We start from the raw sequence: 25,817 nt of genomic DNA, 5'->3' as shown, positions 1-25,817 counted from the left end.
CTTTGCAGGAAAGTGATGATGGCGAAAAACGCGATGGCCGGTCTCGACCGGATTCTCACCCTCGAACTCGTGCGCGTCACCGAACGCGCTGCTGTCGCTGCGGCGAGGTTGCGCGGCCGGGGTGACGAAATGGCGGCCGATCAGGTCGCGGTCGATGCCATGCGTTCGGAACTCAACCGGCTGCCGATCCGGGGCACCGTGGTGATTGGCGAAGGCGAGCGCGACGAAGCGCCGATGCTCTACATCGGCGAGGAAGTCGGCACGGGCGACGGCCCCAAGGTCGATATCGCGCTCGACCCGCTCGAGGGCACGACGATCTGCGCCAAGAACCTGCCCAATTCGCTGGCGGTGATTGCCATTGCCGAAAAGGGCAGCCTGCTTTACGCGCCTGACGTCTACATGGAAAAGATCGCCGTCGGTCCAGGCTATCCGGCGGGCGTGGTCGATATCGACGCGCCGGCGATCGAAAACATCGAGAGCCTGGCCAGGGCCAAGGGCGTGCCGGTCTCCGAGGTCACAGCCTGCATTCTCGACCGGCCGCGCCATGCCCGCCTGATAGAAGAAGTGCGCGGCACAGGCGCGGCGATCCGACTGATCGGCGACGGCGATGTCGCTGGCGTCATCCACGCGACCAATCCCGACGAAACCGGCATCGACATCTATCTCGGCATTGGCGGTGCGCCGGAAGGCGTGCTCGCAGCTGCCGCGTTGCGCTGCATTGGCGGGCAGATGCAGGGCCGCCTCCAGCTCAACACTGAGGAAAAGGTCGTGCGCGCCGCCAAGATGGGCATTTCCGATCCCGCGAAAGTCTATCGCATCGAGGAGATGGCCAAGGGCGATGTGCTGTTTGCCGCGACGGGTGTGACGGATGGCAATCTTCTCGCCGGGGTGAAATTCGGCCGCGATTCGATCCAGACCCACACCATCGTCATGCGTTCCTCGTCGAAAACTGTGCGTGAGATCAAGGCACGCCACCAGGATCTGGAAAAATTCTGATCCGGTCTATTCTACGCCACGCTAATGTGACTAAACATCGTTCGGTAGATTCGGGCGGGATTGGCGCATGAGCGCAGACAGGCGCTTCTTCCTAGACGTAAGGCAGTCGGCAACCGGTCTTTCGTGGGAACACAGGTTGACCGAACGGCAGGAGATCGCGGCACTCGCGATCGCCCAGGGCCACGGCGTCTCCGATCTTGTCGCCCGCGTGCTCGCCGGCCGCGGCGTCAATTCGGAAGAAACCGAGCGCTTCCTCGATCCGACCATTCGCGATCTGTTGCCGAATCCCGCGTCGTTGACCGATATGGATGCCGCCGCTGCGCGCATTGCCGATGCGATCGTGCAGCGGCAGAAAGTAGCGATCTTCGGCGACTACGATGTCGATGGCGCAGCTTCCTCGGCACTTTTGAAGCGTTTCCTTGCGCATTTCGGACTTATCTCCGAAATCTACATCCCGGATCGTATTTTCGAGGGTTACGGTCCCAATCCCGAAGCCATGCGCGAACTTGTCTCGCGCGGCGTGCAACTGATCGTCACCGTCGATTGCGGCACTAACAGTGCCTCCTCCATCGCGGCTGCGCGTGACGCCGGCGCCGACGTGGTTGTTCTGGACCATCATCAGGTCGGCGGCGCGTTGCCGGAAGGCGTGCCGGTCGTCAATCCCAACCGCGAGGACGATCTGTCGGGGCAGGGCCATCTGTGTGCTGCCGGCGTTGTTTTCCTGACCTTGGTGCGCGTGGCGAAACTGCTGCGCGAGCGGAATTTCGGCACGCCGTTCGATCTCCTCACCTTGCTCGATCTGGTCGCGTTGGCGACTGTTTGCGATGTCGTGCCGCTGACGGGCGTCAACCGCGCCTTCGTAATCAAGGGCCTGCAGATGCTGCGCCAGCAGCACAATCCGGGGCTGGCGGCACTCGCCCGCGTATCGCGCATTGGCGAGCCCATCAACACCTTCCACCTGGCCTTTCTGATCGGTCCGCGCATCAATGCTGGCGGTCGCATCGGCGACGCCGGCCTGGGCAGCCGCATGCTCGCCACCGATGATCCAGTCGAAGCCGACAAGATCGCCGAGACGCTCGACCGGCTGAATCAGGAGCGCCAGCTGATGGAGCAGGAGATGTTGGCCGAGGCGCGTGCCGAAGCGGACGCCGAAATGCTGGGCGGACCCGGTCCGGCGGTTGTGGTGACCGCCAGCGAAACCTGGCATCCGGGCATTGTCGGCCTACTGGCCTCGCGGCTCAAGGATCACGCCCGGCGCCCAGCATTCGCCGTCGCCTTCAACCCTAACGGAACGGGCACCGGTTCAGGCCGCTCGGTTTCAGGGTTCGATCTCGGCCGGCTCGTGCGCGAAGCTGCGGAAAAGGGCCTGATCGTCAAGGGCGGCGGTCATGCGATGGCCGCCGGCATCACTGTAGCGCGTGAAAATCTCGGCGCTTTGCGGGCCTTTTTCGAAGAACGCGCCGCCGCTGACGTCTTTCGCTTGCGCAACGAAGAGAGCCTGAAGATCGACGCCGCGCTTGCTGCGGAGGGCGCCACGCAGGATATGCTGGATGCGCTGGAGAAGGTCGGTCCGTTCGGCCAGGGATATCCGCCGCCGGTTCTGGTGCTGCCGCGCCATCATCTGATCGACGCACGTCCGGTCGGCGCTGGCCACGTCCGCGTCGATTTGCGAAGCGATGCAGGCGGACGCATCCAGGCCATCGCGTTCCGCGCAGCCGAAACGCCTCTTGGCGACTTTCTGTTCAAGAGGCGGGGTAGCGCCATCCACGTCGCCGGTGCGCTGTCCGGCAATTACTGGAACGGCGCGCGCAGCGTACAATTCCGCATCGTCGACGCGGCTGCCGCCTGAAGCGTCCGCTCAGCCAAGCACGGATTGCAGGCGCGTCAATTCACCGATCTGCGATTTGGTGACCTCGTAACCGACCTGTATCGCCTCGTCGGCGCGGTGGAATTCCGAAAGACCGATGTGGCCGAGCTTCGGCTGCAGCGAGAGATCGGGCGGGTCGCCCGCGAGTCTGGCCCGCGAAATGCGGTCCTGAATGATGTTGAACGCCTCTACCATGACGCCCGTGACGCCAAGGCGGGTTCCCTGCGCCGTGGCGTGTGGGTCGTGATGCGTGCCGGGTGTTGCATCCTTCTGCATCACTAGCTCGCCGGCGCTGTGCTTTATGACGGCCGCGCGGCCGAAAAGGTCGTAGTGCAGGTTCACAGCGACCACCAACGGCTGCTCGTAGGCGCGCAGCACCGATACCGGCACCGGGTTGACCAAGGCGCCGTCGACCAGCACGCGGCCGTTGGCGCTGACCGGTTCGAACACGCCGGGCAGGGCATAGGAAGCCCTCATCGCAGTGATCAGCGAGCCTTCCGTCAGCCAGATCTCATGGCCAGTGCGCACTTCCGTGGCGATGCAGATGAAGGGTTTCGCCAGGTCCTCGAATCGTACGCCTTGCATGTGTTCCTGCATGCGCGAGTTCAGCTTCATGCCACCGAACAGGCCGCTGCCGCCGAGATTGATATCGAGCAGGCCGAAAATGCGGCGCCTTGTCAGGCTTCGCGCGAACTCTTCGAGCTGGTCGAGCTTGCCGGCGAGATAACAGCCGCCAACCAATGCGCCAATCGAGGTGCCGGCGATCATGCTGATTTCGATGCCGGCCTCGTCAAGCGCGCGCAGCACGCCAATATGGGCCCACCCGCGCGCTGCCCCGCCGCCGAGAGCCAGTGAAATGCCGGTCTTTTTCTGAGGTTTGGGTCGTGGTGCGCCGTCGGAAGAGAAATCCTTCATCTCCCGCATGTCAGGCCTGCCACGTATGGACGCCCAATCGAGCATCACATAACTCCCTTGTCCCAAAATCCGTATACGGCGCTTGCCGTATCAAAATAGTGAATCTGTGAGGTCTCAGTGTCGGAAATGGTTCACCGATCGTCACGATAGACTTCTGCGGTATCGAAAAGCGGAGTGCTTTCGTCAGCGCGAAGCGTTGCAACACCTTCTTTCAGTTCCAGCGTCCTATAAAAGCATGAACGTCTCCCGGTATGGCAAGTTGCATCATGCCCTGAGACATTTACACGCAGCCAAATTGTATCCTGATCGCAATCGGTCCTGAGTTCCGTGACATTCTGCACATTGCCGGATGTTTCGCCTTTTTTCCAAAGCCTGCCGCGCGACCGCGACCAATAATGCGCGACCCCGGTCTCCAGCGTGAGGGCAAGCGCTTCCGCATTCATGTGTGCTACCATCAGGAGCATTCCGTCGCCGGCGTCGGTGACGACGGCCGTGACGAGCCCGTTGGCGTCAAAGCGCGGCGAAAAAACGTTGCCCTCTTCGAGCACCTTTTTGTCAGTCGGGGATTTCGGAAATTCGATCGGGGACATCTGGCCGGTCCTTGTCGAGACGGGACCGGCGAGGCTCTCAGCCCCGATTGCCGTCCCGCACCATGGTTACGAACCGGATCTGCTCTTCGGGGTTGTCCTTGAAGCTGCCGGTGAAGGTGGAGGTGAGGGTGGTCGACCCCTGTTTGCGGATGCCGCGCATGGCCATGCACATATGCTCGGCCTCGATCATCACGGCAACGCCGCGCGGATTTAGCACGTCCTGGATGACGCCGGCAATCTGCGCCGTCATCGCTTCCTGCGTTTGCAGCCGGTGCGCGAAGATATCCACCACCCGGGCGATCTTGGAAAGGCCGACAACGCGCCCGTCGGGCAGGTAGCCGACGTGGGCCCGGCCGATGATCGGCACCATGTGGTGCTCGCAATGCGAGTGGAACTTGATGTCCTTCACCAAGACCATATCGTCGTAACCGGCGACTTCCTCGAAGGTCCGGCCAAGCTCGGTGGCCGGATCCTGCCCATAGCCGCCAAACAACTCGCGATAAGCTTTCGCCACGCGGCGTGGCGTGTCCTTCAGCCCTTCGCGATCAGGATTGTCGCCTGTCCACAACAACAGCGTGCGTACAGCGGCCTCCACCTCGGCCTGTGTCGGGCGCTTTATGTCCAGCGCCTGCCCATCTTCGGCTCGAGGAAAATTCTTGATAACGGCGTCCATAGGTGTCTCCCGTAGTTCCACTCGATGGAGGAACAAGTTGAACGGACACAGCCTCTGTGGGATCGCCCGTATTAACGGCCCGAAGCGGCGTGACGTGGTTCCGGGACGTTGGATGCGCCAGTCGCCTTGCCGTTCCCAAAACACCAGCATTATATATTGCTAGACGACGCGATTAAAAGATGCGCTGGCGGCAATCGTTGTTCGTCCGGCGGCGACGGACTGGAAAATAATGATAGACGACGTCTACAACGCGAAAATTCTTGGTTTTGCCGGCAATATCAAGCGGATCGGCCGTCTTGATAATCCGGACGCGACGGCCAGGGCACACTCCAAACTCTGCGGCTCGACGGTAACCGTTGATCTAAAGATGGAGAACGGCGTCGTCACCGACTTTGCCCATGATGTGAAGGCCTGCGCGCTCGGCCAGGCGTCATCCTCGATCATGTCCCTGCACGTGGTAGGCGCCAGTGCTGAAGAATTGCGGGCGGTCCGCGAGATCATGTTGAAAATGCTGAAGGAGAACGGCGCGCCGCCGCAAGGCCGTTTCGACGACCTGAAGTATCTGGAGCCGGTGCGCGACTACAAGGCACGCCACGCCTCGACCATGCTCACCTTCGATGCGGTCGTCGATGCCATCGGCCAGATCGAGAAAAAACGCGCGGAAGAAGCTGCTTAGGTCCCTGTTCAGCAGGCTTATCGCTGTTCAGCGCTCGCCATCGCAAATTCGCTCCTGATCCAGTCAGCAAATGCGCGTGCCGGTTCGCTGAGCCGTTCGAAGCTCCCGCACACAAGCCAGTAGGCACCTGAAACGACCGTTGTTTCGAACGGCCTCACCAGCCTTCCGTCGCGCAACTCGTCGGCGACCAAGAGCAGATCGCCAAGCGCCACGCCGTGGCCGAGCATGGCGGCCTGTTTCGACAGCGCGGCATCTGCCAGCATCGGCCCGCGCTCGGGAACAGTTCCTTCCAGACCGGCAGCCTCGAACCAGCGCGTCCATCCTTGGCGGTTTTCCTCGTGCAGCAGGGTGTAGTGCCTGAGATCGTCCGGCCTTTTCAGGGGCGGGCCGGAGGTGAGCAAAGCGGGCGAGAGTACCGGTGAATCGACAACCGCTGCGAGAAACTCCGCTTCCGTTCTTGGCCACGACCTGTCTTTTGCGCAGCGCTAACTCCGCTTCATGGGTGCGAAACTCGACCAGCCGCGGATCGACGTCGATGGCAATGTCGATATCCGGCCGCAGCTGACGAAACGCGAATAGGCGGGGGACCAGCCAGCAGGCGGCGAAAGAGGGTTCGGCGCTGACCTTGACCACATTGTCCACGGGCGCACCCGCAATTGCGGACAGCCGCCGGTCGATGTCGTCGAAGCTTATGGTCAACTGTGTGAGCAGGTTCTGGCCGGCATCGGTGAGAGCGACCCGGCGGTGGAGCCGGTCGAACAGCGGCCGGCCGAGAAAACCCTCCAGCTCGCGGATCTGCCTGCTGATCGCCGCTTGCGAGACAAAGAGTTCTTCCGCTGCCTTGCTGAAACTCAGATGACGCCCAGCCGCCTCGAAGCTTCGAAGTGCCGTCAGCGGTAGGCGTCCACGCTTCATCGCATAACCTCAAGTTATTCGACGCGGAAATTATACTCGTTTGAGCGATCAAGCCAGTGGCGGTCTAATCCATCGCGGAAGGAGATCGGCACAATGTTTGAGCTGACCGGAATATTCGCGGATGTGATCCGCATCGTGACATTCCAGCGGACCGGCGAGACGACCCGCAATGGCTTCAGGCCGCCTGAACGGTGGCGACGGGACGGCAGGACCGGATCGGTTCCGCGGGTCGGCCGTCAGCCTGACCTGTGAAAGCCTGGTTGAATTGAGCGTCTTGTTGCGCATGACGCTTCGAATTGACATCTATTGGGAATGACCGATCCGAACCGGACTTTTGGGAGATGAGCCGCGACCAGGAGCACGCGCACCCTGTGCGGCCGGTTGCGCGCAGCCGCAACTGGCCGGGTCCATGGCGCAAGACGCCCGGCCGTGTGTTCGGAACCGCGTTCGTGCGCCTTTATCAATTGACCCTGTCTGGCTTCATCGGCAATTCCTGCCGCCACATGCCGACCTGCTCGGAATATGCTTATGAGGCGATCGCCCGCCACGGGCTGTGGCCCGGCGGCTGGATGGGCCTTTTCCGGGTGATGCGCTGCGGTCCCGGTGGCACTCACGGCATCGACAATGTGCCGGAGCGCCTCGACGCCCGCTATCGCTGGTTCCTGCCCTGGCGCTACTGGCACATCGGCAAGAAGCGCAGGGCCTGACTGTGCCAACCTGCTGTCATCTAAGCTAAACGTCCGAGGTCGGCTTTCGCAACGAAAGCCAACTGAGTTTATCTGCCGCTTTACGAAGCAAAAAACTGCCAATAAAAGACCTCGCCTGCCGGACTCGCCGGCTATCACCACCCGCGCTCGTTTGCGGGACTGGATAGGAGTAGAGAATGCCCGATGTTTCCCTGACATTTCCCGATGGTTCCGTCCGCTCCTACGACGCGGCGATGACCGGTGCCCAACTCGCCGAATCGATCTCCAAGTCGCTCGCCAAGAAGGCCGTGGCGCTGGCAATCGACGGCGAAATCCGCGACCTTTCCGATCCGCTGCAAAAATCCGGCAAGGTCGAGATCGTCACCCGTGACGATCCTCGCGCACTGGAGCTGATCCGCCACGACGCAGCGCACGTGCTCGCCGAAGCGGTGCAGGAATTGTGGCCGGGAACCCAGGTGACGATCGGCCCGGTAATCGAGAACGGTTTTTATTACGACTTCGCCCGCAACGAGCCCTTCACGCCGGAGGATTTTCCCGTCATCGAGAAGAAGATGCGGGAAATCATCGGCCGCAACAAGCCGTTCACCAAAGAGATCTGGTCGCGCGATAAGGCCAAGCAGGTGTTCCGCGACAAGGGCGAGGCCTACAAGCTTCAACTGATCGAAGCCATTCCTGAAGATCAGGATCTCAAGATCTATGCGCAGGGCGAATGGTTCGATCTCTGCCGCGGCCCGCACATGGCCTCGACCGGCCAGATCGGCAACGCCTTCAAGCTGATGAAGGTGGCCGGCGCCTATTGGCGCGGAGACAGCAACAATCCGATGTTGACGCGCATCTACGGCACCGCCTGGGTCGATCAGGCGCAGCTCGACGCCTATCTCCACATGCTGGAGGAGGCGGAGAAGCGTGATCACCGCAAGCTCGGCCGCGAGATGGACTTGTTTCATTTCCAGGAGGAGGGGCCCGGCGTCGTGTTCTGGCATGCCAAGGGCTGGAAGATGTTCCAGAACCTGGTCTCCTACATGCGCCGCCGCCTCGACGAGCAGGGCTATCAGGAAGTCAACGCACCGCAGGTTCTCGACAAATCGTTGTGGGAGACGTCTGGCCACTGGGGCTGGTATCGCGATGCCATGTTCAAGGTGACAGTCGCAGGCGACGATACCGACGACGACCGGGTCTTTGCGCTGAAGCCGATGAACTGCCCCGGCCATGTGCAGATATTCAAGCATGGCCTGAAGTCCTACCGCGAACTGCCGGTCAAGCTTGCCGAATTCGGCAATGTGCACCGCTACGAGCCGTCAGGCGCGCTGCATGGGCTGATGCGGGTGCGCGGCTTCACGCAGGATGACGCGCACATCTTCTGCACCGAGGAACAACTCGCTGCGGAATGCCTGCGCATCAACGATCTGATCCTGTCGACCTACGCCGATTTCGGCTTCCACGAGATCAGCGTGAAGCTCTCGACGCGGCCGGAAAAACGCGTCGGATCCGACGAAGCATGGGATCATGCCGAACAGATCATGCAAGGGGTGCTGCAGACCATCGAGGCGCAGTCCGAAGGCCGGATCAAGACGTCCATCAATCCGGGTGAGGGCGCCTTCTACGGGCCGAAGTTCGAGTACGTGCTGAAGGACGCGATCGGTCGCGAATGGCAGTGCGGCACCACGCAGATCGATTTCAACCTGCCCGAACGCTTTGGCGCCTTCTACATCGGCTCGGATTCGGAAAAGAAGCAGCCGGTGATGGTGCATCGCGCCATCTGCGGTTCGATGGAGCGTTTCCTCGGTATCCTGATCGAGAACTACGCTGGCCATTTTCCGCTATGGTTCGCACCGGTCCAGGTCGTCGTCGCCACCATCACCTCGGAAGCTGACGACTACGCCGTAAAGGTCACCGAACGGCTGAAGCGCGCCGGACTCCTCGCACAGGTCGACCTTCGCAACGAGAAGATCAACTACAAGGTTCGCGAGCATTCGCTGGCGAAAGTTCCGGTGATCCTCGTCTGCGGCAAGCGCGAAGCGGAGGAAGGCACCGTCAACGTAAGGCGGCTGGGCTCGCGCGACCAGGAATCGATGACCTTCGAGGCAGCCCTCGCCATGCTGATGGACGAGGCGGTGCCGCCGGATCTGCGGCGCAAGCGCCTCGCCAAAGCGGCCTGAACAAATGAGAAAGGGCGGGAAACGAAGGGTTCCCGCCCTTTCTCAGATCTCCCATTCATATCATTGTCATGAAACCGGCTCACCAAGCCCGGATGCTGATCGATATGCGTAAGGAAATACCGTTTCCCGAACTTTCATACGCAAACGCCAACCACACGCGGCTGAAGCGGTGGTTCATCCGTTCCGTCGAGGGGCTTTCCGGCCGCGACCGCTATGCGCGCCTCTACGACATATGGAGGCGCGAGATCGTGCCGAGTGGCGAGCGCATCTTCGGCCGTATGCTCGACTTGATCGACGTTTCGGTACATTGCCAGGATCAGTGGCCGCCGCGGGATTTGCCTGATGGCCCTCTGGTCATGGTCGCCAACCATCCGTTTGGCATCGGCGACGGCATTGCCGTGCTGTCACTCGCCGAACAACTCGGCCGCCCGTTCAGGGTGATGATCAATGCCGATCTGCTGAAGATCTCCGAGGTTAAGCCTTATGCGCTGCCGGTCGATTTCGAGGAAACCAAGGAAGCGCTGAAGAACAATCTGGCGGTTCGCCACGAGGCGGTGAAGCTGCTGAAAGAGGGCGTTACCATCGTGATCTTCCCGGCGGGCGGCGTCGCCACAGCGCCGAAAGGTTTTGGCAAGGCGCAGGATCTCCCATGGAAGATGTTTCCGGCCAGGCTGGTCCAGGAAGCGAGGGCTGCGGTCATTCCACTGCATTTTTCCGGCCAGAATGGCCGACTTTTCCACCTGGTCTCGAGCCAGATGAACCGTACCGGGCAGGACGGCAAGATTTCCAGGCTTGTCGGCAATGTTTCGCTGACCTTGCGCATCTCGCTGCTGATCCGTGAGTTCGCGCGGCTCTCGGGCAAGGCGATCAATGTGCGTATCGGCCCTGCTATCCCATGGCGGGAGATGGAGCCGCTGCGCGACCGCAAGGATCTGATCCGCTTTCTCTACGAACGGGTGTTCGTGCTGGCGCCGGAACAGCCGGCGCGACATCGCGCCATGCGCAAGCGCTTGCGGCGCGATCGCCCGAGCCTGGTTTCCTAGAGCATTTTGCAGCCAATGGAATCATTTGGCGTCCGCATAAACGCGGCAAAACAAATACTTAGAGGGAGTTATCGGTTCTGAAGGAACCGGAACCGCTCTAGTCGGCGCCGTCGATGATGTCGGTTCCGGTCGCCGTGGCCTCTGTCGCCAGCACCTCGACCTCTGTGTTTTGGCCGCCCTCGACGGTGAAATCGCGCTGGTAGATGCGGTCGCGGTTTTTCGCCACGATCGTATAGTCGCCTTCAGCGAGCACCATAGAGGCGAAGGCTCCGACGCTTTCGCGGATCGGGTCGCCGGAATTGGTGAGGATCGACCATGAGGTGTCGGCGATCGCCTCGCCGCCATGGTCACGCACCAGCTTCATGGTGAGCTCGGCGGCGCGGTGTTCCACTGTCGCTTCGGTGAGTTTGCCGGCCTCGACGCGGATGTCGGAGCGGATGACGGCGTTGACCGAACCATATGTCGAAACAACGTGATAGGTGCCGGCGTTGAGCCGAACCACCGCGCCAGGTTTCACGTCTGGAATGATCAGCGCCTTTTCGTCGGCGCCATCCTTTGCTTCCGCTTCGTAAATCGAAAAACGCAGTTTTTCGGGCGGGATTTTCCTGCCGCCAGCCAGCACCGCGTCAAGCTTCAACCCGCCGGCATCGAGCACCAGGTTTTCCCGCCGCGCGGTCTTGGTCACCGTGATGCGCTTGGTGGCGCCGGCGCGTCCGAAGGAGGCGTGGACGAGATAACTGCCGGGATCAAGCGTGAAGACGCTGGTGCCGCCTTGCGCGGAGGCGACAAGCGGCAGCTTGCCGTCGTCGCCGGCTTCCGGCTTGAACACCCGCCAGACCAGGCCGCGAGTAATGTCGGGCGCCTTGTCCGTCAACTGCGCCGAAAGCGTGATCCGGCCTTCGCCCAGCGCCAGCGGCTTGTCGTCCTTGGCCGGCGCGAAGCCGTTTATCGGCGGCAGCTGCAACTCTTCGGCCTGAACTGGGATGTCCTGCGCGATAGCCGCCGCTGGCCAGGCGGCCAGCGCAACCATCAGAAAGTGCCGTGTAAAGAGTCGGAAGAGATCGGCGATCATGGCTTGCCATGAAGCCCAAGGCGGTGGCAATTTCAAGGCCTGTTCGATCCCGCCTAGCCAAGCAGCCCTGCCAAACTTCCTGGGTAAGCTTCAGCCAGCAGCCAGGAGATTTTGCCCGTGACCTCGCCGATCGTCGACTTTCTGCTTTCGAGAAGCTCCGCGCCCATTCCGGAGCTGAAGGAACCGGCACCTTCCGACGCGGAAATCGAAACGCTGATCCGCATTGCGTCGCGGGTGCCTGACCATGGCCGGCTGGAGCCATGGCGTTTCATTCTCTATCGTGGAGAAGCGCGCGAAAAAATTGGCGAAAAGCTCGCAAAACTCGCGGAAAAGCGCGAAGGTCCGCTGCCGGAAGGCCGGATCCAGCAGGAAAGATCACGGTTTTCGCGAGCCCCGCTGGTCATCGGCGTGGTTTCCGTACCGCGCGAAAATCCGAAGATTCCGCAATGGGAAATGTTCCTTTCGGGAGGAGCAGCTGCAATGAACCTGGTGATCGCCGCCAACGCGATGGGCTATTCCACCAACTGGATCACCAATTGGTATTCCGACACTGAAGAGGGGCGGGCGCTTCTCGGCCTTTCACCACAGGAGCGGGTCATCGGCTTCATCCACATAGGCACTTTCGACGGTCAGAAGCCGGAAAGGCCAAGACCCGATATCGCAAGGCTTTACGCCGACTATTCCGGACCCTGGCAAGGCTGAGGCGGCGAAGTGTTCTACGAACCGTCAAAAGGCCACGGTCTGCCGCACGATCCATTCAAGGCGATCGTCTCGCCGCGCCCGATCGGCTGGATATCGACCGTCGGCAAGGATGGGGCAGTGAACCTTGCGCCCTATTCGTTCTTCAATGCCATCTCCAGCCATCCGCATCTGGTGCTGTTTTCCTCGGAAGGCGAGAAGGACAGCGTGAGCTTCGTGCGTGAAACATCTGAATTCGTTGCCAATCTGGTCGGGCGCGATCTAGCTTCCAGGATGAGCCGGACAGCCGTCAACGCGCCGCGCGGCGTCAGCGAATTCGGTTATGCCGGGCTGACGCCAGCGCCGTCCAGGCTGGTCAAGCCGCCGCGTGTGGCGGAGGCGCCGGCCGCGCTCGAATGCAAGGTAACCGAGATTCTGGAGCCCAAGGGCCTGGATGGCGGTCATGCCGGCGTCTTCGTTGTCGTCGGCGAAGTGGTCGGCATCCATATCGACGAGGCGTTTCTGACACCCGATGGGCTGTTCGATGCGGTCAAGGCCGGCAACGTGGCGCGGCTGGGTTACATGGATTATTCGACTATCGACTCGACGTTCGCCATGCGCCGTCCACGCTGGGGCGAGGATTAAACGCCAGCGGCTTTTGCGCGGGCCAGCAGCCGCTCCGCCAGCCGCAGATGCGGCCGATCGTACATCTTGCCGCCAATGCCGACGACGCCGGGATTTCCGGCGGCAGCGAAGGCATCAGCCACTTCCCGCGCATGGGAAACCGACTCGGCGGAAGGCGTGAAGGCTTCGTTGATGATCTCCACCTGCGCGGGATGGATCGCCATCTTGCCTGTAAAGCCATCGCGCTCCGCTTCCATACATTCGGCGCGCAGGCCGTTTGTGTCGCGGAAATTGACAAACACAGTGTCGATCGCCGCGACGTCCGAAGCAGACGCGGCGAGGATGGTCATCGTGCGGGCGAAACGAAATACGTCGGTGTAGCGGCCACGTTCGTCGCGGGTGGCGCGCGCGCCAATCGCTGCTGAAAGATCCTCGGCGCCCCAGGTCAGCCCGGCTAGCCGTGGATTGGTGTCGCGCCATGTCGGTGCTGCAAGCACACCGGCGGCGGTCTCCGTCATGATGGCGATGATTTTGGTGGCGCCGTCGGCAAGCCCGTGCTCGGCCTCGTGGACGCGTAGTTTGGCTGACAGGTGCGTAGCATCCGCGCTGCCGTTGGCTTTCGGCAGCATGATGCCGTCTGGCGCCACGGCGATTACCGATGCAAGGTCGTCGTCGGTCAACCCGGTCGAAAGGTCGTTGACGCGGATATAGATGCTTGCAGCAGTGTCCTTGCGCCTTGCTCTGATGAAATCGGCGGTAACTGTCCGTGCCGCGGCCTTGTTGGCTGGAGCTACTGAGTCCTCCAGATCGACGATCACCACGTCGGCGCCAGACTGGAAACCTTTTTCGAGCTTCTTTTCTGAATCACCGGGCACAAACAGCAGCGAGCGCATCGTCAGGCATCTTTCTTTCGCATCATCGCCTGGCGGGTGCATTTGGCGACCAGAGCGCCATTCTGGTTATAGGCGCGGTGTTCGAATTCGACGATGCCGCGGTCGGCCTTGGATTTCGATTCCCTTACGGACTTCACCTCGGTCTCGACGCGGAGGGTGTCGCCGTGGAAGACCGGATGCGGGAATGTCGTGTCGGTCATGCCAAGATTGGCGACGATCGTGCCGAGTGTCGTGTCGTGCACGGAAATGCCGATCATCAGGCCGAGCGTAAACAGCGAATTTACCAGCGGCTTTCCCCATTCCGTCTTCGAGGCGAAGTAGAAATCGATATGCAGCGGCTGCGGGTTCATGGTCATCACCGAAAACAGCACATTGTCGCTTTCGGTGACGGTGCGCGTGATCGAATGCCGTATCACCCGGCCGACTTCGAACTCCTCGAGAAATAGTCCGGCCATGCATCTTCCTCCGTTGTAGCCTGTTGATAGAACATCGTTCCGCCGCGTGGAAACCGCTTTTTGCAAGGCTCGGATTAACGAACATGGTGAACCGTTCGTAAACCAATTCCACCTAAGCTCCGAGACGGGTTGGCAAGGGGTTTGGACCGGATGGTCGTGGGGCATTTCCTGAAATGGATGCAGACTGCGCGCGTTTCGGAACGCGCGGCGGCGGCTGGCGCCCTGGCGCGTGCCTATATCAATGCCGAATTGCCGTTTGAGGACCGTTGCGCCGCGGAAGCGGCGCTGACCCTGTTGCTTGACGATCCCTCGGCGAAAGTACGCTTGGCGCTGGCTGATGCATTGTCAATGAGCCGTTACGCGCCCATGCAGATCGTCAGCGCGCTTGCTGCAGACCAGCCGGAAGTTGCTGCCCTCATCCTCGCGCGCTCGCCTTTGCTCACCGATTCCGACCTGATCGACCGCGTGGCTTCCGGCGCCAGCGCCACGCAACGCCTCATTGCGGCGCGGCCGGCCGTCTCGATGGCGCTCTCGGCGGCAATCGCGGAGGTTGGCGAAGCAGAGGCCTGCCGGGCACTGCTGGACAATCCTTCCGCCGATATCGCGTCGCTGAGCTTTCGCCGCATGGCCGAGCGTCACGGTGACAACGCGCCATTGCGCGAAGCCTTGCTGCGCGACGCGCGCCTGCCGTCCGATTGCCGGCACATGCTTCTGGTCAAGCTTGGCGATGCGCTGAAAACCTCGCCGCTGGTGATCGCCATGATGGGGGCCGCTCGTGCGGAGCGCATCACCAGGGAGGCCTGCGTCAGGGCTTCGCTGATGCTCATCGACACCACTCATGCGAGCGAGTTCGCGGCGCTGATCGAACATTTGCGCATCCGGGGCGATCTCACAGCCAGCTTTCTCGTAAGGGCGGTAGCGCACGGCAAGATCGACTTTTTCGGCTCGGCACTGGTCGCGCTGACTACACAGGGCGAGGCGCGGGTGAGGGCGCTGCTGGCGGGCGGGCAGGACGTCGCGCTGGCATCGCTATTTCGCAAGGCCGGCCTTTCGATAACTGTCCATGCCGTCATCCTGCGTGCGCTGAAAGTGTGGCGAGAGGTTGCCAACGGCAAACGTGTCGCCGGCGCCCAGGAGGTTACCTGGCTGATGCTCAGGGAACTCGGCGAGGCGGGAGAGGGCAGCGAACTCGCCCGCCTGCTGAAATCGATTCATCTCGAAGCGCTGCGCGAAAATGCCCGCGGCCACGCTCTGGCTATCGCCGCGGCTTAATGCATGTCGCCCGAAAGTGTCCTCGGTTTCGGGAGAAACGACATGCACAAACAACAAGCTACAGCGTGGCCGCCGAATCCCATTCGGCGCGACGCGCTGTAGGTCCGTTGGGCGTGCTATCCGGCTGACCCTGCAAGCCATCGCCTTACCGGTTCGGCGGCCATGTCGAACGTCGCTTCGAAAATGGGTGAGGCCAGTACGGCATGAATATGAAGCGTGTCGGAGCCGATGTTTCGGAAGCCGTGCTCCCGGTTGGCCGGAACAACAAGCGATTGCCCGGCGGTCAGGATGGCATTGTTTTCGCCAATCCACATGTCCGCCTTACCGGCAATGACGGTAAGCACTTCCTCGACCGGGTGTGAATGCGTAGGCGCGCCCGCCTGAGGTGCTATCCATTGCTCGAATATGCAAAGTTGTGTGGCGCCGTTGCTGGCGGAAACATGCATCCTGGTTGTTACGCCTGATCGCCACTCTTCTCGTGGTTGATTTCCGTGAGTAACGGCTTTCATTGGAGTTCCTCTGGACGCTAACCCCAAAGATACGTCGAAAGCACATGTTCAATCGAGTTTAGAAAGGGATTTGATCGCCGATCAGCCGACTGCGGTCGCGTCCTTTCGAACGGTTGCGATGTCGCGGCCGGCATGAACCAGAACGGCGGCCAGAATTATCGCGCCACCGACGACGCTGGTTGCCGGCGGCAATTCCGCCAGCAGGAGCCACGCAAACAGCGCTGCGAGCGGAATTTCGGCGGTGCCGAGCAATCCAGCCTCTGCCGCGGGCAGCAGCTTTGCGCCTTCGGTCCATAAAATGACTGCGACCGCAAAAGAAACGCCAAAAGCGCACATCACAACGACGTCATTGGCGGAAACGGCTAGAGGGTCGACGACGAACCAGCTTGCTGCAAATAGAATCAGCGCCGAGACGGCCGCCGCCCAAACCGCAGGGGTGTCGCGAAAGGCCCGGATCATCACCAGGTAAAGTGCACATCCCGCCGTCATCGCCAGGGCAAGCAGGTCGCCAAACAGGTTTACCGCGCCGAGGCCGCCCGAAACGATGATCGCCACCCCTGCGAACGATATCGCTGCTGTCGCCATGGTCCGCGAGCGCGGGCGTTGGCGGAACAACGCCCATTCGATCGCAGCGGCGATGAATGGAACGGTCGCATAGATCACCGCGACGTTGGCGACATAAGTATATTTGAAAGAGGCGATGAACAGGATGCTCGACACGGCCCCAACGACGGTGAGCAACCAGCCGCGCCAGCCGAGGCGCAATGTCGTCTCACCTGCACCCTGGCGGCGACGCCATAACACATAGGCGGCGATCAGCGCCGCTCCGGTTAAGCCGCGCCAGCCGGCGATTGTCCACGGACCGGCAGTCGTCGACTTGGTGAATACGCCGGCCAGCGCGAAAAAGACCGTCGAACCGGTCACCAATGCAACACCGGCGAGGTGCCTGTGGTCGCTGCCCATCTCCGTCATTCGAGCCTGCTCCGCCGACCGTGCCTTGCATTCAGGGTACCCGAGGGGTCCTGACAGTGTAGTGTCAGCACAGAGCGCCGGATCAGCGGCCTAGCCCCTGCACGAACCCGACGACATCGCCGAGCATGCCCTCATCCCACAGGTCGTTGTGCCCGTAGGCGTCGTAGATCAGCATTTCCTTTGGTTCCGGCGCCATTGCGTACAACGCTTCGCCAAAGGAAAGCGGGATGACGTCGTCGCGCCGCCCATGGATGAAGAGCTTCGGTTGGGTCACCCGGGCGATCTTCAGGTCGGAGCGAAACCTGTCCTTGAGGAGGAGACCGACGGGCAGGTAGGGATAATGCGATTTCGCGAGCGCGAGCACGGACACGTAGGCCGACACGAGGATCACCCCAGCGGCAGGTCTTTCCGAAGCCGTATTGACGGCGACACCGCTGCCCAGCGACTGGCCCAGCACAACGATCCCGCCCCCGGAGCGCGCCGAAAGCCAGTCAAACGCGGCGATGCCGTCGGTCAGCAGCCCCGCTTCGCTCGGCGAGCCGGTCGAGCCCGGATATCCACGATAGGAGAGAGCCAGCAGCCCGATGCCTCTTTCGGTCAACCTGCTCGCGAGGAGGTCGTGATTGGCCGCTCGATCGGCATTTCCGAGAAAAAAGAGAACCGTCGGACTTCCGGCGTCCCCCCGCTGGTGGAGCCCGTGAAGCTTCTCGCCATCGGGCGTGGCGATGGAAACCGCCTCGCCCCATGCCGGAGCCTCCGGCATGAATCCTGCGCCGGCACCGGGATAGAGGATGGCGCGTTGCGAGACATAGATCAGGCCGACAAGGGCTGTATAGGCGAGGGCTGCGACAAGCAGCGGCAGGAGGTAAACCACAATCCGATTTTCTTGCATGATCTAACAGGAATAGTGAAGATCAGGGACCATGGTTGCGCCAATTGGCCGGAAATTGAATGTTGAATGGCGTGGATGCCAAGCACGCTCTCTATCGGGAGGATGGTCGTTGGTACAATCACCTCGAACTCTTCCCAGGCGCGCTATTTGATGCGCAGGGCTATGTCGTTTTTGAGACCCAGGATGATTATGGGAATTGTCCGCAACTGCGCCGTGAGAAGGAACTCAACGTGACGGGTGGGATCTGCAATATCCCTGGTTACGTACGCGTCCGCTAATCGGAATCGAAATGGACACTAAAACCTTTAGATATCCAGTTCTTCCGCCTCGGCGAATTCCGACCGTTCCTGGATGAAGCGGAAGCGAGCCTCCGGCTTGGTGCCCATCAGCGCGTCGACCGAAGCCTTGGTCGCCGCGGCATCGTCGCGGACTTCGACGCGCAGCAGCATGCGCTTCTTCGGGTCCATCGTCGTTTCCTTGAGTTGGCTCGCCATCATCTCGCCAAGACCCTTGAAGCGGCCGATCTCGATCTTTCCCCGTCCGGTGAATTCGGTTCGCAGAAGCTCGTCCTTGTGGGAGTCGTCGCGGGCATAGGCAACCTTGCCGCCTTGCCGCAGGCTGTAGAGCGGCGGCACCGCCATATAGAGGTGGCCGCCACGGATAAGATCGGGCATCTCCTGATAGAAGAAGGTGATCAGCAGCGAGGCGATGTGGGCGCCGTCGACGTCGGCGTCGGTCATGATGATCACGCGATCGTAACGCAGGTCTTCCTCGCGGTATTTCGACCGTGTGCCGCAGCCGAGCGCCTGTATAAGGTCGGCGATCTGCTGGTTGGCGGTCAGCTTGTCGGCGCCCGCGCTTGCAACGTTGAGGATTTTTCCGCGTAAAGGGAGGATTGCCTGCATCGAGCGGTCACGCGCCTGCTTGGCCGAGCCGCCGGCGGAATCGCCTTCGACGATGAAGATTTCAGCACCAGCGGCTGCGTTCTGCGTGCAATCGGCGAGCTTTCCGGGCAGCCGCAGCTTGCGCACCGCGCTCTTGCGGCTGACCTCCTTCTCCTGCCGGCGCCGTACCCGCTCGTCGGCGCGCGCGATCACCCAGTCGAGAAGCTTTGTCGCCTCCTGGGGGTTGTCCGCAAGCCAGTGGTCGAACGGATCGCGCAGCGCGCTTTCGACGATGCGGATCGCCTCGACGGTTGCCAGCTTGTCCTTGGTCTGGCCGACGAATTCCGGCTCGCGGATGAACACCGAAAGCATGCCTGCCGCCGAGATCATCACATCCTCGCTGGTGACGACGGTGGCGCGCTTGTTGCCGATCAGATCGGCATAGGCCTTCAGGCCGCGCGTCAGCACGTTGCGGAAGCCCATTTCGTGGGTGCCGCCCTCATGTGTCGGAATGGTGTTGCAGTAGGAATTGAGGAAACCGTCGCCGCCGTACCAGGTGACTGCCCATTCGACCGAGCCGTGGCCGCCGGTTTTTTCGCTCTTGCCCGCGAATGCCTCGCGGGTGACCTGGAATTCATCGCCCAGCGACGCGGCGAGATAATCTTTCAATCCACCTGGGAAATGGAAGACGGCCTTGGCCGGCGTAGCGTCCTTCTCCTTGATCAGCAGCGGATCGCAGAACCAGCGGATTTCGACGCCGCCGAACAGATAGGCCTTCGAGCGCGCCATACGGTAGAGCCTGGCGGGCTCGAATTGCGCGTGCTTTCCAAAAATATCGGGGTCGGGGTGGAAGCGGGTCCGGGTGCCGCGGCGGTTTTGCACGTCGCCCAGCTTTTCCAGGCCGGTTTGCGGGACACCCCGCGAAAACCGTTGCCGGTAGAGCTGACGGCCGCGCGCCACTTCGACCTCGAGATGGTCCGACAGGGCGTTGACAACCGAGATGCCGACGCCGTGCAGGCCGCCCGACGTTTCGTAAACCTTGGAATCAAATTTGCCGCCGGCGTGCAGCGTCGTCATGATGACTTCGAGCGCCGACTTGTCCTTGAACTTCGGATGCGGATCGACCGGAATGCCGCGCCCGTTGTCGGTCACCGTCAGGAAGCCGTCCGCCGAAAGCTCCACCTCGATGAAGGTCGCATGGCCGGCGACTGCTTCGTCCATCGAATTGTCGATGACCTCGGCGAACAGGTGGTGCAGCGCCTTTTCGTCGGTGCCGCCGATATACATGCCGGGACGCCGGCGCACCGGCTCCAGCCCTTCGAGGACCTCGATGTCGGCGGCGCTGTAGCTTTCGCTGGCGTCCTTCACCGCGGACGCCTTCCTTGCCGCTTGCACCAGCGGATCCGCCGGACGCGACGACGCGCGCGGGGCGGATTCAGGCTGCTGCTTGCCGAGGTTTGAAAAAAGGTCGTTGCTGTCGTCCATGGATGCTTTCGGTCGTGCGAATCGCAATCGATATTGCCACGCTTTGCCTGGAAAAGGACAGAGGTTCCTGTTCCGTTCGAGGCAGGGGATCGTTCCAGATAAGCGGGTTTTCTAAAGCCTTCGATAACCACGCCCCACGATATAGGTCCAGTACCGATCTGCTTTACCTCTAATTGTTTAGCATTTCGCGCCTAGCGTCACTTTCGAAACAAAAAGCAGGCATGACGAGGAATAAGGGCGTGAGGGGCAAGGCCATTACCATGATCGGCATCGCTGCCGTTGTCGGCGCTGCGTCGATCTTTGCGGCCGACGTGTGGATCAAGAGCGCCGCAAGCGCCCGCGTCCACGAAGTGTCGGTAGAAATACCGGAATCGGCCGCGCCGAAAGTGACATTCAAGACCATCGTGGTCGCAAACGCGCCGCTGCGCTTTGGCATGCCGCTCGACCGCGCCCAGCTTTCCGAGATACCGTGGCCGCAGGACTCGCTGCCGCAAGGCGCTTTCGCCAGCATCGACGAATTGCTCGCCAAAGGCAGCCGGGTGGTGCTGTCGCCGGTCGAGGCCAACGAGCCGGTGCTGCTTGCCAAGCTGTCAGGTCCGAACGGCCGGGCGACCCTGTCCAATCTGTTGTCGCCGGGCATGCGGGCGGTCACCATCAAGACCGACGAGATCGCCGGCGTCGGCGGTTTTGTGACGCCGGGCGACCGCGTCGATGTCGTGTTGACGCGGGACGCCGGCGCCATCGATGAAACCTCCGACAACGCCAAGGGGGCTGCGGGCGCCACCATCACGACCGAGATCGTGGTGGAAAACGTGAAGGTTCTGACGGTCGGGCAGGGTGCCGACGAACGCCAGACCAGCCCGCAGGTCGCCAATTCCGTGACCATCGAGGTGACGACGGACGGCGCGCAGAAAGTCGCTCTTGCCCGTAACGTCGGTTCGCTGTCGCTGTCGCTGCGCGCTTCGGACGGCGGTACTTCGGTGGATGGCGTTACAACAATCTCGGCATTTGGCGGTTCTGTTGCTGCGGGGGCAAGCAATCTCATAGAAGCCGCAGCGCCGGCGGAGCCGATGCGAAAGACGGTCATCGTGACACGGGGAATGGAAGCGGAGACCTATCAGGTGGTGGCTCCGGTCGACTGATTTGAATGCCGGTGGGCGCCGGTTTGGGGACGAAGACGATGTTTGGGTGGGCAGGCAAATGCAATCGGCATGCGCGTGCGGGCTTTGTGGCCCTCGCTGCGGGATTGACGATTGGTGTGGCGGTTACGGAAGCGAGCTTCGCGGCCGGCGACGTGGTGCAGATTTCTTCGACCAGGAACACCACGCTCAAGGTTGCCAAGGGCAAGCCGAAGACGATCAAAACCAATGCGGCGTTTTATGAGATCGTCATCGGCGATCCCGAGATCGCCAACGTCAATCCGCTCACCGACAAGTCGTTCTATGTTCTGGGCAACAATCTCGGCACCACGGGCATTGCGCTGTTCGACGAGAACAAACAACTGGTGGGCACCATCGATGTCGAGGTGACGCTGGATACTGATCGACTTGCCACGACAATCCGCAACTCCGTTCCCGATGCCGACATCGATGTGAGCTCCGCCAACGGCCGCCTGGTGCTTTCCGGATCGGCCAATGACGCTGTAGCGGCAGAGAAAGCGGCCAAGATTGCCACCCGCTTTTCCGGCGACGAGGAAGTCATCAACTCGGTCGACATCTCCTCCTCGCAGCAGGTCCAGCTCAACGTCCGCTTCGTGGAGATCAACCGCCAGGCGGGGCAGCAGCTTGGCGCCAAATACAGCGCCAATTTCGCTTATGGCCTCGACGGCCGCGATATCATCATTGATCCCGGCGAGATACCGGCAGCCGGCACCGGTGAGATCGTCGGACGGCTGCTCTCCAACGGCGCCTCAATCGATATCGCCATCAAGGCGCTGGAAGAGCGCGGACTGGCGAGGCGCCTGGCCGAACCCAATCTGATCGCGCGCTCCGGCCAGACAGCGAGCTTTCTTGCCGGCGGCGAATTCCCGATCCCCGTTTCGGCGGACGAAGGCCAGATCGCCGTTACTTACAAGAAATACGGCATCGGGCTCGATTTCAAACCGACCGTGCTGAAGGACAGCCTGATCAGCCTCGATATTGCGCCGGAAGTGTCGTCGGTCGATGCATCAGCGTCCTATCAGATCGGCGATATTTCGGTTCCCGGCTTCATCGTCCGCCGCGCCAGCACGTCGATCGACTTGAAGAGCGGCCAGAGCTTCATGATGGCCGGATTGCTGCAGACCCAGAACGATATCGCAACGCAGCAACTGCCGGGCCTCGGCAAGTTGCCGGTGCTCGGGCCTCTGTTCAGCTCGAAATCCTACATGCGCCGGGAGACCGAACTGGTGATCATCGTCACCCCATACCTGGTCAAGCCGATCGATCCCTCGAAAAAGCCGCTGACGCCACTCGACACCACCGTGCCGGCAAGCAACGTCGATTACTTCCTCGGCAACACCGAAGAGGTGAAGGTATCTTCCGCCGGTAACGCGGCCGGAGGGGCATCGGCCGCCCAGCCAAGGCTCGTCGTGACGTCCGGCCACTTTCTCGACCTGCCGAAGGAATGATCCCATGGCGAACATTTTGAAGATTGGCTTCGCATTGCTGGCCGCCGCTGCTGGGGCAGGCTGCACGACGGAAGACTATACGCGCGCCGACGGGCTGACCTCCTCCGCCGGCAATGCGATGTATGCCAACACGGTGATGCAGATGGTCGATCCCTGGCAGCCGGGGGTCCAGCACACCAAGCTCAGGGTGCCGGCCGACCGGAATTCACAGGCGAATGCGTCGCCAGCTGACGCGCCGTCACAGCCTGCGGCGCCGTCAACAACCGAGTGATGGCGAGGAATTACGATGGCAAACACCGTCAAACTAAAGCGGGTCGTGCTCGTCTCGACCGACAGGCTGTTTCTGCAGGATGTCCGCGCGGCCTTCGCGCAATCCGACATGATCCAGCTTGTCACCGTGGAGAAAAATGTCACCGAGTTGCGGAGTGAGATCCAGGAGGTCGACGGTGGCGCTGTCATTGTCGATATGGATGCCGCGCGGCTGGAGGAGATCGAGGCGCTGCAACGCATTACCCGGCGGCTCGAAGGGCGGACGCCGGTAGTCGTCGTCACCCAGGAGTTCAACGCTGCCGCAGTGCGCATCCTGGTGCAGCTTCAGGTCGCCGACTTCTTGGTCAAGCCGATCACCACCGCCGACCTCGTTCGCTCTTGCATCCGTGCCCTGCAAGGGCCAGGGCGCGAGCAAAACACCGAGTCCCAGATCTACACCTTCATGCCGGCCGCGGGCGGTGTCGGCACCACGACGCTGACCTTGCAGACGGCTTTCCAGCTACATCATTCGGTGACGCGCGGCGCTTCCACCTGCGTCGTCGACCTCAATTTCCAGCAAGGCGCCTGTGCGGAATATCTCGATCTGGAGCCGCGCTTCGACATCGCCGAAATCGAGAACCAGCCGGAGCGTCTCGACCGGCAACTGCTCGACGTCATGCTTTCCAAACATTCGAGCGGCCTTTGCGTCCTGGCCGCGCCTGCGCGGCCATCCGAAATGCGTTCCTTCAACACCGATGTCGTGGTGCGCATGCTCGACCTGGTTTCGGCCTATTTCGACAATGTCGTCATCGACATGCCGCGCACCTGGTTTCCGTGGACGGAAACCGTGCTGCTCGGCTCCAACAAGCTCTACATCGTCGCCGAGATGACGGTGCCGTGTCTTCGCCATACGCAGCGGCTGATCCAGGCCATCTACGAGACGGCCGGCAAGGAAGTGAAACCCAATGTCATCGTCAACCGCTTCGAGCAGAAGATGTTCGACAATGGCATCAAGCAGGCCGATGTGCAGGAAATCCTTGGGGAGCACTTCGTCGGCGGCATAGCCAACAATTACCGGCTGGTGCGCGATGCCGTCGACCGTGGCGTGCCGCTGCACGAGATCGATCCCAATGCCAATGTCGTCAACGACCTGAAGAAGATCGTTTTGCCTGAAGAGTTCGTGGCTGTGCCGCAGAAGTCGCGCTCGCTGTTCGGCTTCGGCCGTGGCCTGTTGAGGAAAGCCGGATGACAAGCCGCTTCTCGACTTTGCAGAGGCGAACGGTCGAGCACGAGCGGCCAGCCGAACCGCGGCCGCCTCGCGACCATGGCGCCGTGCTGATCCCCAATGTGCGCAAGCCGGGTCCGGCGCCCAAACCTGAGCCGACAACGGCTGCTACGGCCAAAACCGCCAACAAGGTGCTCGAGGCGCGCAGCCGCATCCACCGCCTGCTGCTCGACGAGATCAATCTCGTTGCGCTGGAGCGCATGCCCAAGGACGAGATGCGCCGCCAGGTGCATGATTTCGTCTCCGAGAAGACGCGCGAAGAGCGCATGGCGATCAATGTCGCCGAACTCGATGCGCTGGTTGACGATATCGTCGACGAGATGGTCGGCCTCGGTCCGCTGGAACCGCTGCTTAAGGATCCCACGATCAACGACATCCTGATCAACGGCCATCAGAACTGTTTTGTCGAACGACAAGGCAAGCTTCAGCAGGTGCACATTCCGTTCAAGGACGAGGCGCATCTGCTTCGAATCATTAACAAAATCGTTGCCGCGGTTGGCCGTCGCGTCGACGAATCGCAGCCGATGGTCGATGCGCGCATGCTGGATGGCTCGCGTTTCAACGCGGCGATCCGCCCGGTCGGCGTCGACGGACCGCTGGTCTCGATCCGAAAGTTTTCCAAGAACAAGCTCGGCCTGCACAAGCTGGTGGAATTCGGCGCCATCACCCAGAACATGGCTGAGGTGCTTGCCGCCGCCGTCCATGCCCGAAAGACCACGATCATCTCGGGCGGCACCGGCACCGGCAAGACGACGATGCTCAACGCGCTCTCAGCCTTCATTCCGGAAGACGAGCGGCTGATCACCATCGAGGACGCAGCCGAACTTCAGCTGCAGCAGCCGCATGTGGCGCGTATGGAAACGCGTCCCGCCAACATCGAAGGCCATGGTGAGCTGAAGCAGCGCGATCTCGTCAAGAATGCGCTGCGTATGCGCCCCGACCGCGTCATCCTGGGCGAGTGCCGTGGCGAGGAAGCGTTTGACATGCTGCAGGCCATGAACACGGGTCATGAAGGCTCGATGGCGACCATTCACGCCAACACGCCGCGCGACGCCATCTCCCGCCTCGAACAGATGCTCGGCATGACTGGCATGCCGATGACGGTGCAGTCGATCCGCAGCCAGATCGCCAGCGCGCTCGACCTGATCGTTCAGTTGACCCGGCTTTCCGATGGCAAGCGCAAGGTGACCAGCGTTGCCGAGGTGACCGGCATGGAAGGGGATGTCATCCAGATGCAGGAAATCTTCCGCTTCGTGCGCACCGGCATGGACAGCGATGGCAAGATCGTCGGCTATTACGAGGCGACCGGCATCCGTCCACGCTTCCTGGAGGACCTGAAGGCGATGGGCATCGAATTTCCAGGCAAGTATTTCGAGCCGGGAAAGCCGCAGGATTAGC

At 61.6% G+C, this 25,817-nt stretch carries 26 protein-coding genes and 1 pseudogene; 16 read left to right on the top strand and 11 right to left on the bottom strand.

Going from position 1 to position 25,817, the window contains the following annotated elements; all coding sequences use genetic code 11:
- The first annotated feature begins 18 nt into the window (after positions 1-18).
- Together glpX and recJ are read left to right on the top strand one after the other, a co-directional pair.
- Positions 19-996, top strand: coding sequence for a class II fructose-bisphosphatase (gene glpX / locus F3H98_RS24850; protein WP_149763069.1), 978 nt, complete (start codon positions 19-21; stop codon positions 994-996).
- A 67-nt stretch (positions 997-1,063) separates the two neighbouring features.
- The gene (gene recJ, locus F3H98_RS24845) at positions 1,064-2,845 is read left to right on the top strand and encodes a single-stranded-DNA-specific exonuclease RecJ (protein ID WP_149763026.1); all 1,782 of its coding nucleotides are present in this window, start codon (positions 1,064-1,066) and stop codon (positions 2,843-2,845) included.
- A gap of 9 nt (positions 2,846-2,854) precedes the next feature.
- Here the strand turns inward: recJ and F3H98_RS24840 are convergent, their stop codons facing one another.
- The 3 genes from F3H98_RS24840 to folE all read right to left on the bottom strand — a co-directional run bounded on the left by F3H98_RS24840 (position 2,855) and on the right by folE (position 5,041).
- Complete coding sequence (locus F3H98_RS24840; protein ID WP_149763025.1) at positions 2,855-3,823, bottom strand: patatin family protein; 969 nt, start codon at positions 3,821-3,823, stop codon at positions 2,855-2,857.
- Positions 3,824-3,909: 86 nt separating this feature from the next.
- Positions 3,910-4,368 (bottom strand): phosphoribosyl-AMP cyclohydrolase, encoded by a 459-nt coding sequence (gene hisI, locus F3H98_RS24835; protein WP_149763024.1) that lies wholly within the window; start codon positions 4,366-4,368, stop codon positions 3,910-3,912.
- Positions 4,369-4,405: 37 nt separating this feature from the next.
- Positions 4,406-5,041, bottom strand: coding sequence for a GTP cyclohydrolase I FolE (folE, locus tag F3H98_RS24830; protein WP_149763023.1), 636 nt, complete (start codon positions 5,039-5,041; stop codon positions 4,406-4,408).
- 229 nt (positions 5,042-5,270) lie between these two features.
- Here folE and F3H98_RS24825 point away from each other — a divergent pair, with 229 nt between their 5' ends.
- Positions 5,271-5,717, top strand: coding sequence for an iron-sulfur cluster assembly scaffold protein (locus F3H98_RS24825; RefSeq protein WP_149763022.1), 447 nt, complete (start codon positions 5,271-5,273; stop codon positions 5,715-5,717).
- Positions 5,718-5,734: 17 nt separating this feature from the next.
- Here the strand turns inward: F3H98_RS24825 and F3H98_RS24820 are convergent.
- A pseudogene (locus F3H98_RS24820) lies at positions 5,735-6,632 on the bottom strand (LysR substrate-binding domain-containing protein).
- 93 nt (positions 6,633-6,725) lie between these two features.
- Here F3H98_RS24820 and F3H98_RS31280 point away from each other — a divergent pair.
- The 4 genes from F3H98_RS31280 (at position 6,726) to F3H98_RS24805 (ending at position 10,541) form a co-directional block, all read left to right on the top strand.
- Positions 6,726-6,884, top strand: a complete 159-nt coding sequence (locus F3H98_RS31280) for a hypothetical protein (protein WP_188130550.1) — start codon at positions 6,726-6,728, stop codon at positions 6,882-6,884.
- Between the two features lie 89 nt (positions 6,885-6,973).
- On the top strand, positions 6,974-7,339 hold the full coding sequence (gene yidD, locus F3H98_RS24815) for a membrane protein insertion efficiency factor YidD (RefSeq protein WP_149763021.1): 366 nt from the start codon (positions 6,974-6,976) through the stop codon (positions 7,337-7,339).
- Positions 7,340-7,515: 176 nt separating this feature from the next.
- The gene (gene thrS, locus F3H98_RS24810) at positions 7,516-9,498 is read left to right on the top strand and encodes a threonine--tRNA ligase (protein ID WP_149763020.1); all 1,983 of its coding nucleotides are present in this window, start codon (positions 7,516-7,518) and stop codon (positions 9,496-9,498) included.
- 104 nt (positions 9,499-9,602) lie between these two features.
- Positions 9,603-10,541 (top strand): lysophospholipid acyltransferase family protein, encoded by a 939-nt coding sequence (locus F3H98_RS24805; protein ID WP_244621882.1) that lies wholly within the window; start codon positions 9,603-9,605, stop codon positions 10,539-10,541.
- A gap of 97 nt (positions 10,542-10,638) precedes the next feature.
- Here F3H98_RS24805 and F3H98_RS24800 read toward each other — a convergent pair whose 3' ends face one another.
- Positions 10,639-11,613 carry a hypothetical protein gene (locus tag F3H98_RS24800; RefSeq protein ID WP_149763018.1) on the bottom strand — a complete coding sequence of 325 codons (975 nt, stop codon included), beginning with the start codon at positions 11,611-11,613 and terminating at the stop codon, positions 10,639-10,641.
- 117 nt (positions 11,614-11,730) lie between these two features.
- Between F3H98_RS24800 and F3H98_RS24795 the strand changes: the two genes are divergently transcribed.
- Both F3H98_RS24795 and F3H98_RS24790 read left to right on the top strand, forming a co-directional pair.
- A complete protein-coding gene (locus tag F3H98_RS24795; RefSeq protein ID WP_149763017.1) occupies positions 11,731-12,315 on the top strand; it encodes a nitroreductase family protein in 585 nt (194 codons plus the stop codon).
- A 9-nt stretch (positions 12,316-12,324) separates the two neighbouring features.
- Positions 12,325-12,936 carry a flavin reductase family protein gene (locus F3H98_RS24790; protein WP_149763016.1) on the top strand — a complete coding sequence of 204 codons (612 nt, stop codon included), beginning with the start codon at positions 12,325-12,327 and terminating at the stop codon, positions 12,934-12,936.
- On the opposite strand, the gene F3H98_RS24785 is transcribed toward F3H98_RS24790, so the two are convergent.
- Both F3H98_RS24785 and F3H98_RS24780 read right to left on the bottom strand, forming a co-directional pair.
- Entirely contained in the window at positions 12,933-13,808 is an 876-nt protein-coding gene (locus F3H98_RS24785) for an HpcH/HpaI aldolase/citrate lyase family protein (protein WP_149763015.1), read from the bottom strand. The genes F3H98_RS24790 and F3H98_RS24785 overlap by 4 nt on opposite strands.
- Positions 13,809-13,810: 2 nt before the next feature.
- Positions 13,811-14,263, bottom strand: coding sequence for a MaoC family dehydratase (locus tag F3H98_RS24780; protein ID WP_149763014.1), 453 nt, complete (start codon positions 14,261-14,263; stop codon positions 13,811-13,813).
- 150 nt (positions 14,264-14,413) lie between these two features.
- Here F3H98_RS24780 and F3H98_RS24775 point away from each other — a divergent pair, with 150 nt between their 5' ends.
- Positions 14,414-15,535 carry a DUF2336 domain-containing protein gene (locus tag F3H98_RS24775; RefSeq protein WP_149763068.1) on the top strand — a complete coding sequence of 374 codons (1,122 nt, stop codon included), beginning with the start codon at positions 14,414-14,416 and terminating at the stop codon, positions 15,533-15,535.
- Positions 15,536-15,651: 116 nt separating this feature from the next.
- Here F3H98_RS24775 and F3H98_RS24770 read toward each other — a convergent pair whose 3' ends face one another.
- The 3 genes from F3H98_RS24770 to F3H98_RS24760 all read right to left on the bottom strand — a co-directional run bounded on the left by F3H98_RS24770 (position 15,652) and on the right by F3H98_RS24760 (position 17,908).
- Positions 15,652-16,044 (bottom strand): cupin domain-containing protein, encoded by a 393-nt coding sequence (locus tag F3H98_RS24770; protein WP_244621881.1) that lies wholly within the window; start codon positions 16,042-16,044, stop codon positions 15,652-15,654.
- A gap of 81 nt (positions 16,045-16,125) precedes the next feature.
- A complete protein-coding gene (locus F3H98_RS24765) occupies positions 16,126-17,016 on the bottom strand; it encodes a DMT family transporter (RefSeq protein WP_149763013.1) in 891 nt (296 codons plus the stop codon).
- 82 nt (positions 17,017-17,098) lie between these two features.
- The gene (locus F3H98_RS24760; RefSeq protein WP_149763012.1) at positions 17,099-17,908 is read right to left on the bottom strand and encodes an alpha/beta hydrolase; all 810 of its coding nucleotides are present in this window, start codon (positions 17,906-17,908) and stop codon (positions 17,099-17,101) included.
- Between the two features lie 59 nt (positions 17,909-17,967).
- Here F3H98_RS24760 and F3H98_RS24755 point away from each other — a divergent pair, with 59 nt between their 5' ends.
- The gene (locus F3H98_RS24755) at positions 17,968-18,186 is read left to right on the top strand and encodes a hypothetical protein (protein WP_149763011.1); all 219 of its coding nucleotides are present in this window, start codon (positions 17,968-17,970) and stop codon (positions 18,184-18,186) included.
- A 27-nt stretch (positions 18,187-18,213) separates the two neighbouring features.
- Here F3H98_RS24755 and parE read toward each other — a convergent pair whose 3' ends face one another.
- Positions 18,214-20,277, bottom strand: coding sequence for a DNA topoisomerase IV subunit B (parE, locus tag F3H98_RS24750; RefSeq protein ID WP_149763010.1), 2,064 nt, complete (start codon positions 20,275-20,277; stop codon positions 18,214-18,216).
- A 239-nt stretch (positions 20,278-20,516) separates the two neighbouring features.
- Between parE and cpaB the strand changes: the two genes are divergently transcribed.
- Genes cpaB through F3H98_RS24725 form a run of 5 tightly spaced genes read left to right on the top strand, consistent with a single transcriptional unit; the run spans position 20,517 to position 25,816 of the window.
- Positions 20,517-21,419: a Flp pilus assembly protein CpaB gene (gene cpaB, locus F3H98_RS24745; protein WP_244621880.1), complete on the top strand. Its 903-nt coding sequence runs from the start codon at positions 20,517-20,519 to the stop codon at positions 21,417-21,419.
- 38 nt (positions 21,420-21,457) lie between these two features.
- Positions 21,458-22,885 carry a type II and III secretion system protein family protein gene (locus F3H98_RS24740; protein ID WP_149763009.1) on the top strand — a complete coding sequence of 476 codons (1,428 nt, stop codon included), beginning with the start codon at positions 21,458-21,460 and terminating at the stop codon, positions 22,883-22,885.
- 4 nt (positions 22,886-22,889) lie between these two features.
- Positions 22,890-23,156, top strand: a complete 267-nt coding sequence (locus F3H98_RS24735; RefSeq protein ID WP_149763008.1) for a hypothetical protein — start codon at positions 22,890-22,892, stop codon at positions 23,154-23,156.
- 15 nt (positions 23,157-23,171) lie between these two features.
- A complete protein-coding gene (locus F3H98_RS24730; protein WP_149763007.1) occupies positions 23,172-24,383 on the top strand; it encodes a CpaE/TadZ family protein in 1,212 nt (403 codons plus the stop codon).
- Complete coding sequence (locus F3H98_RS24725; protein ID WP_149763006.1) at positions 24,380-25,816, top strand: TadA family conjugal transfer-associated ATPase; 1,437 nt, start codon at positions 24,380-24,382, stop codon at positions 25,814-25,816. Before F3H98_RS24730 ends, F3H98_RS24725 begins: the two co-directional genes overlap by 4 nt.
- Position 25,817 lies beyond the last annotated feature (1 nt).

The organism is Neomesorhizobium albiziae (genome assembly GCF_900114255.1).
Classification (GTDB): domain Bacteria; phylum Pseudomonadota; class Alphaproteobacteria; order Rhizobiales; family Rhizobiaceae; genus Neomesorhizobium; species Neomesorhizobium albiziae.
Note: the sequence above shows the minus strand (reverse complement) of the source record. Positions and strands in the feature narration are given on the sequence as shown.

What these genes read in the sequence shown, in the direction of transcription:
- glpX (WP_149763069.1), top strand. Translation starts at nt 19, where the DNA reads ATGGCGAAAAACGCGATGGCCGGTCTCGACCGGATTCTCACCCTCGAA.
- recJ (WP_149763026.1), top strand. Translation starts at nt 1,064, where the DNA reads ATGAGCGCAGACAGGCGCTTCTTCCTAGACGTAAGGCAGTCGGCAACC.
- F3H98_RS24840 (WP_149763025.1), bottom strand. Translation starts at nt 3,823, where the DNA reads ATGCTCGATTGGGCGTCCATACGTGGCAGGCCTGACATGCGGGAGATG.
- hisI (WP_149763024.1), bottom strand. Translation starts at nt 4,368, where the DNA reads ATGTCCCCGATCGAATTTCCGAAATCCCCGACTGACAAAAAGGTGCTC.
- folE (WP_149763023.1), bottom strand. Translation starts at nt 5,041, where the DNA reads ATGGACGCCGTTATCAAGAATTTTCCTCGAGCCGAAGATGGGCAGGCG.
- F3H98_RS24825 (WP_149763022.1), top strand. Translation starts at nt 5,271, where the DNA reads ATGATAGACGACGTCTACAACGCGAAAATTCTTGGTTTTGCCGGCAAT.
- F3H98_RS31280 (WP_188130550.1), top strand. Translation starts at nt 6,726, where the DNA reads ATGTTTGAGCTGACCGGAATATTCGCGGATGTGATCCGCATCGTGACA.
- yidD (WP_149763021.1), top strand. Translation starts at nt 6,974, where the DNA reads ATGAGCCGCGACCAGGAGCACGCGCACCCTGTGCGGCCGGTTGCGCGC.
- thrS (WP_149763020.1), top strand. Translation starts at nt 7,516, where the DNA reads ATGCCCGATGTTTCCCTGACATTTCCCGATGGTTCCGTCCGCTCCTAC.
- F3H98_RS24805 (WP_244621882.1), top strand. Translation starts at nt 9,603, where the DNA reads ATGCGTAAGGAAATACCGTTTCCCGAACTTTCATACGCAAACGCCAAC.
- F3H98_RS24800 (WP_149763018.1), bottom strand. Translation starts at nt 11,613, where the DNA reads ATGATCGCCGATCTCTTCCGACTCTTTACACGGCACTTTCTGATGGTT.
- F3H98_RS24785 (WP_149763015.1), bottom strand. Translation starts at nt 13,808, where the DNA reads ATGCGCTCGCTGCTGTTTGTGCCCGGTGATTCAGAAAAGAAGCTCGAA.
- F3H98_RS24780 (WP_149763014.1), bottom strand. Translation starts at nt 14,263, where the DNA reads ATGGCCGGACTATTTCTCGAGGAGTTCGAAGTCGGCCGGGTGATACGG.
- F3H98_RS24775 (WP_149763068.1), top strand. Translation starts at nt 14,414, where the DNA reads ATGGTCGTGGGGCATTTCCTGAAATGGATGCAGACTGCGCGCGTTTCG.
- F3H98_RS24770 (WP_244621881.1), bottom strand. Translation starts at nt 16,044, where the DNA reads ATGAAAGCCGTTACTCACGGAAATCAACCACGAGAAGAGTGGCGATCA.
- F3H98_RS24765 (WP_149763013.1), bottom strand. Translation starts at nt 17,016, where the DNA reads ATGACGGAGATGGGCAGCGACCACAGGCACCTCGCCGGTGTTGCATTG.
- F3H98_RS24760 (WP_149763012.1), bottom strand. Translation starts at nt 17,908, where the DNA reads ATGCAAGAAAATCGGATTGTGGTTTACCTCCTGCCGCTGCTTGTCGCA.
- F3H98_RS24755 (WP_149763011.1), top strand. Translation starts at nt 17,968, where the DNA reads ATGTTGAATGGCGTGGATGCCAAGCACGCTCTCTATCGGGAGGATGGT.
- parE (WP_149763010.1), bottom strand. Translation starts at nt 20,277, where the DNA reads ATGGACGACAGCAACGACCTTTTTTCAAACCTCGGCAAGCAGCAGCCT.
- F3H98_RS24740 (WP_149763009.1), top strand. Translation starts at nt 21,458, where the DNA reads ATGTTTGGGTGGGCAGGCAAATGCAATCGGCATGCGCGTGCGGGCTTT.
- F3H98_RS24735 (WP_149763008.1), top strand. Translation starts at nt 22,890, where the DNA reads ATGGCGAACATTTTGAAGATTGGCTTCGCATTGCTGGCCGCCGCTGCT.
- F3H98_RS24730 (WP_149763007.1), top strand. Translation starts at nt 23,172, where the DNA reads ATGGCAAACACCGTCAAACTAAAGCGGGTCGTGCTCGTCTCGACCGAC.
- F3H98_RS24725 (WP_149763006.1), top strand. Translation starts at nt 24,380, where the DNA reads ATGACAAGCCGCTTCTCGACTTTGCAGAGGCGAACGGTCGAGCACGAG.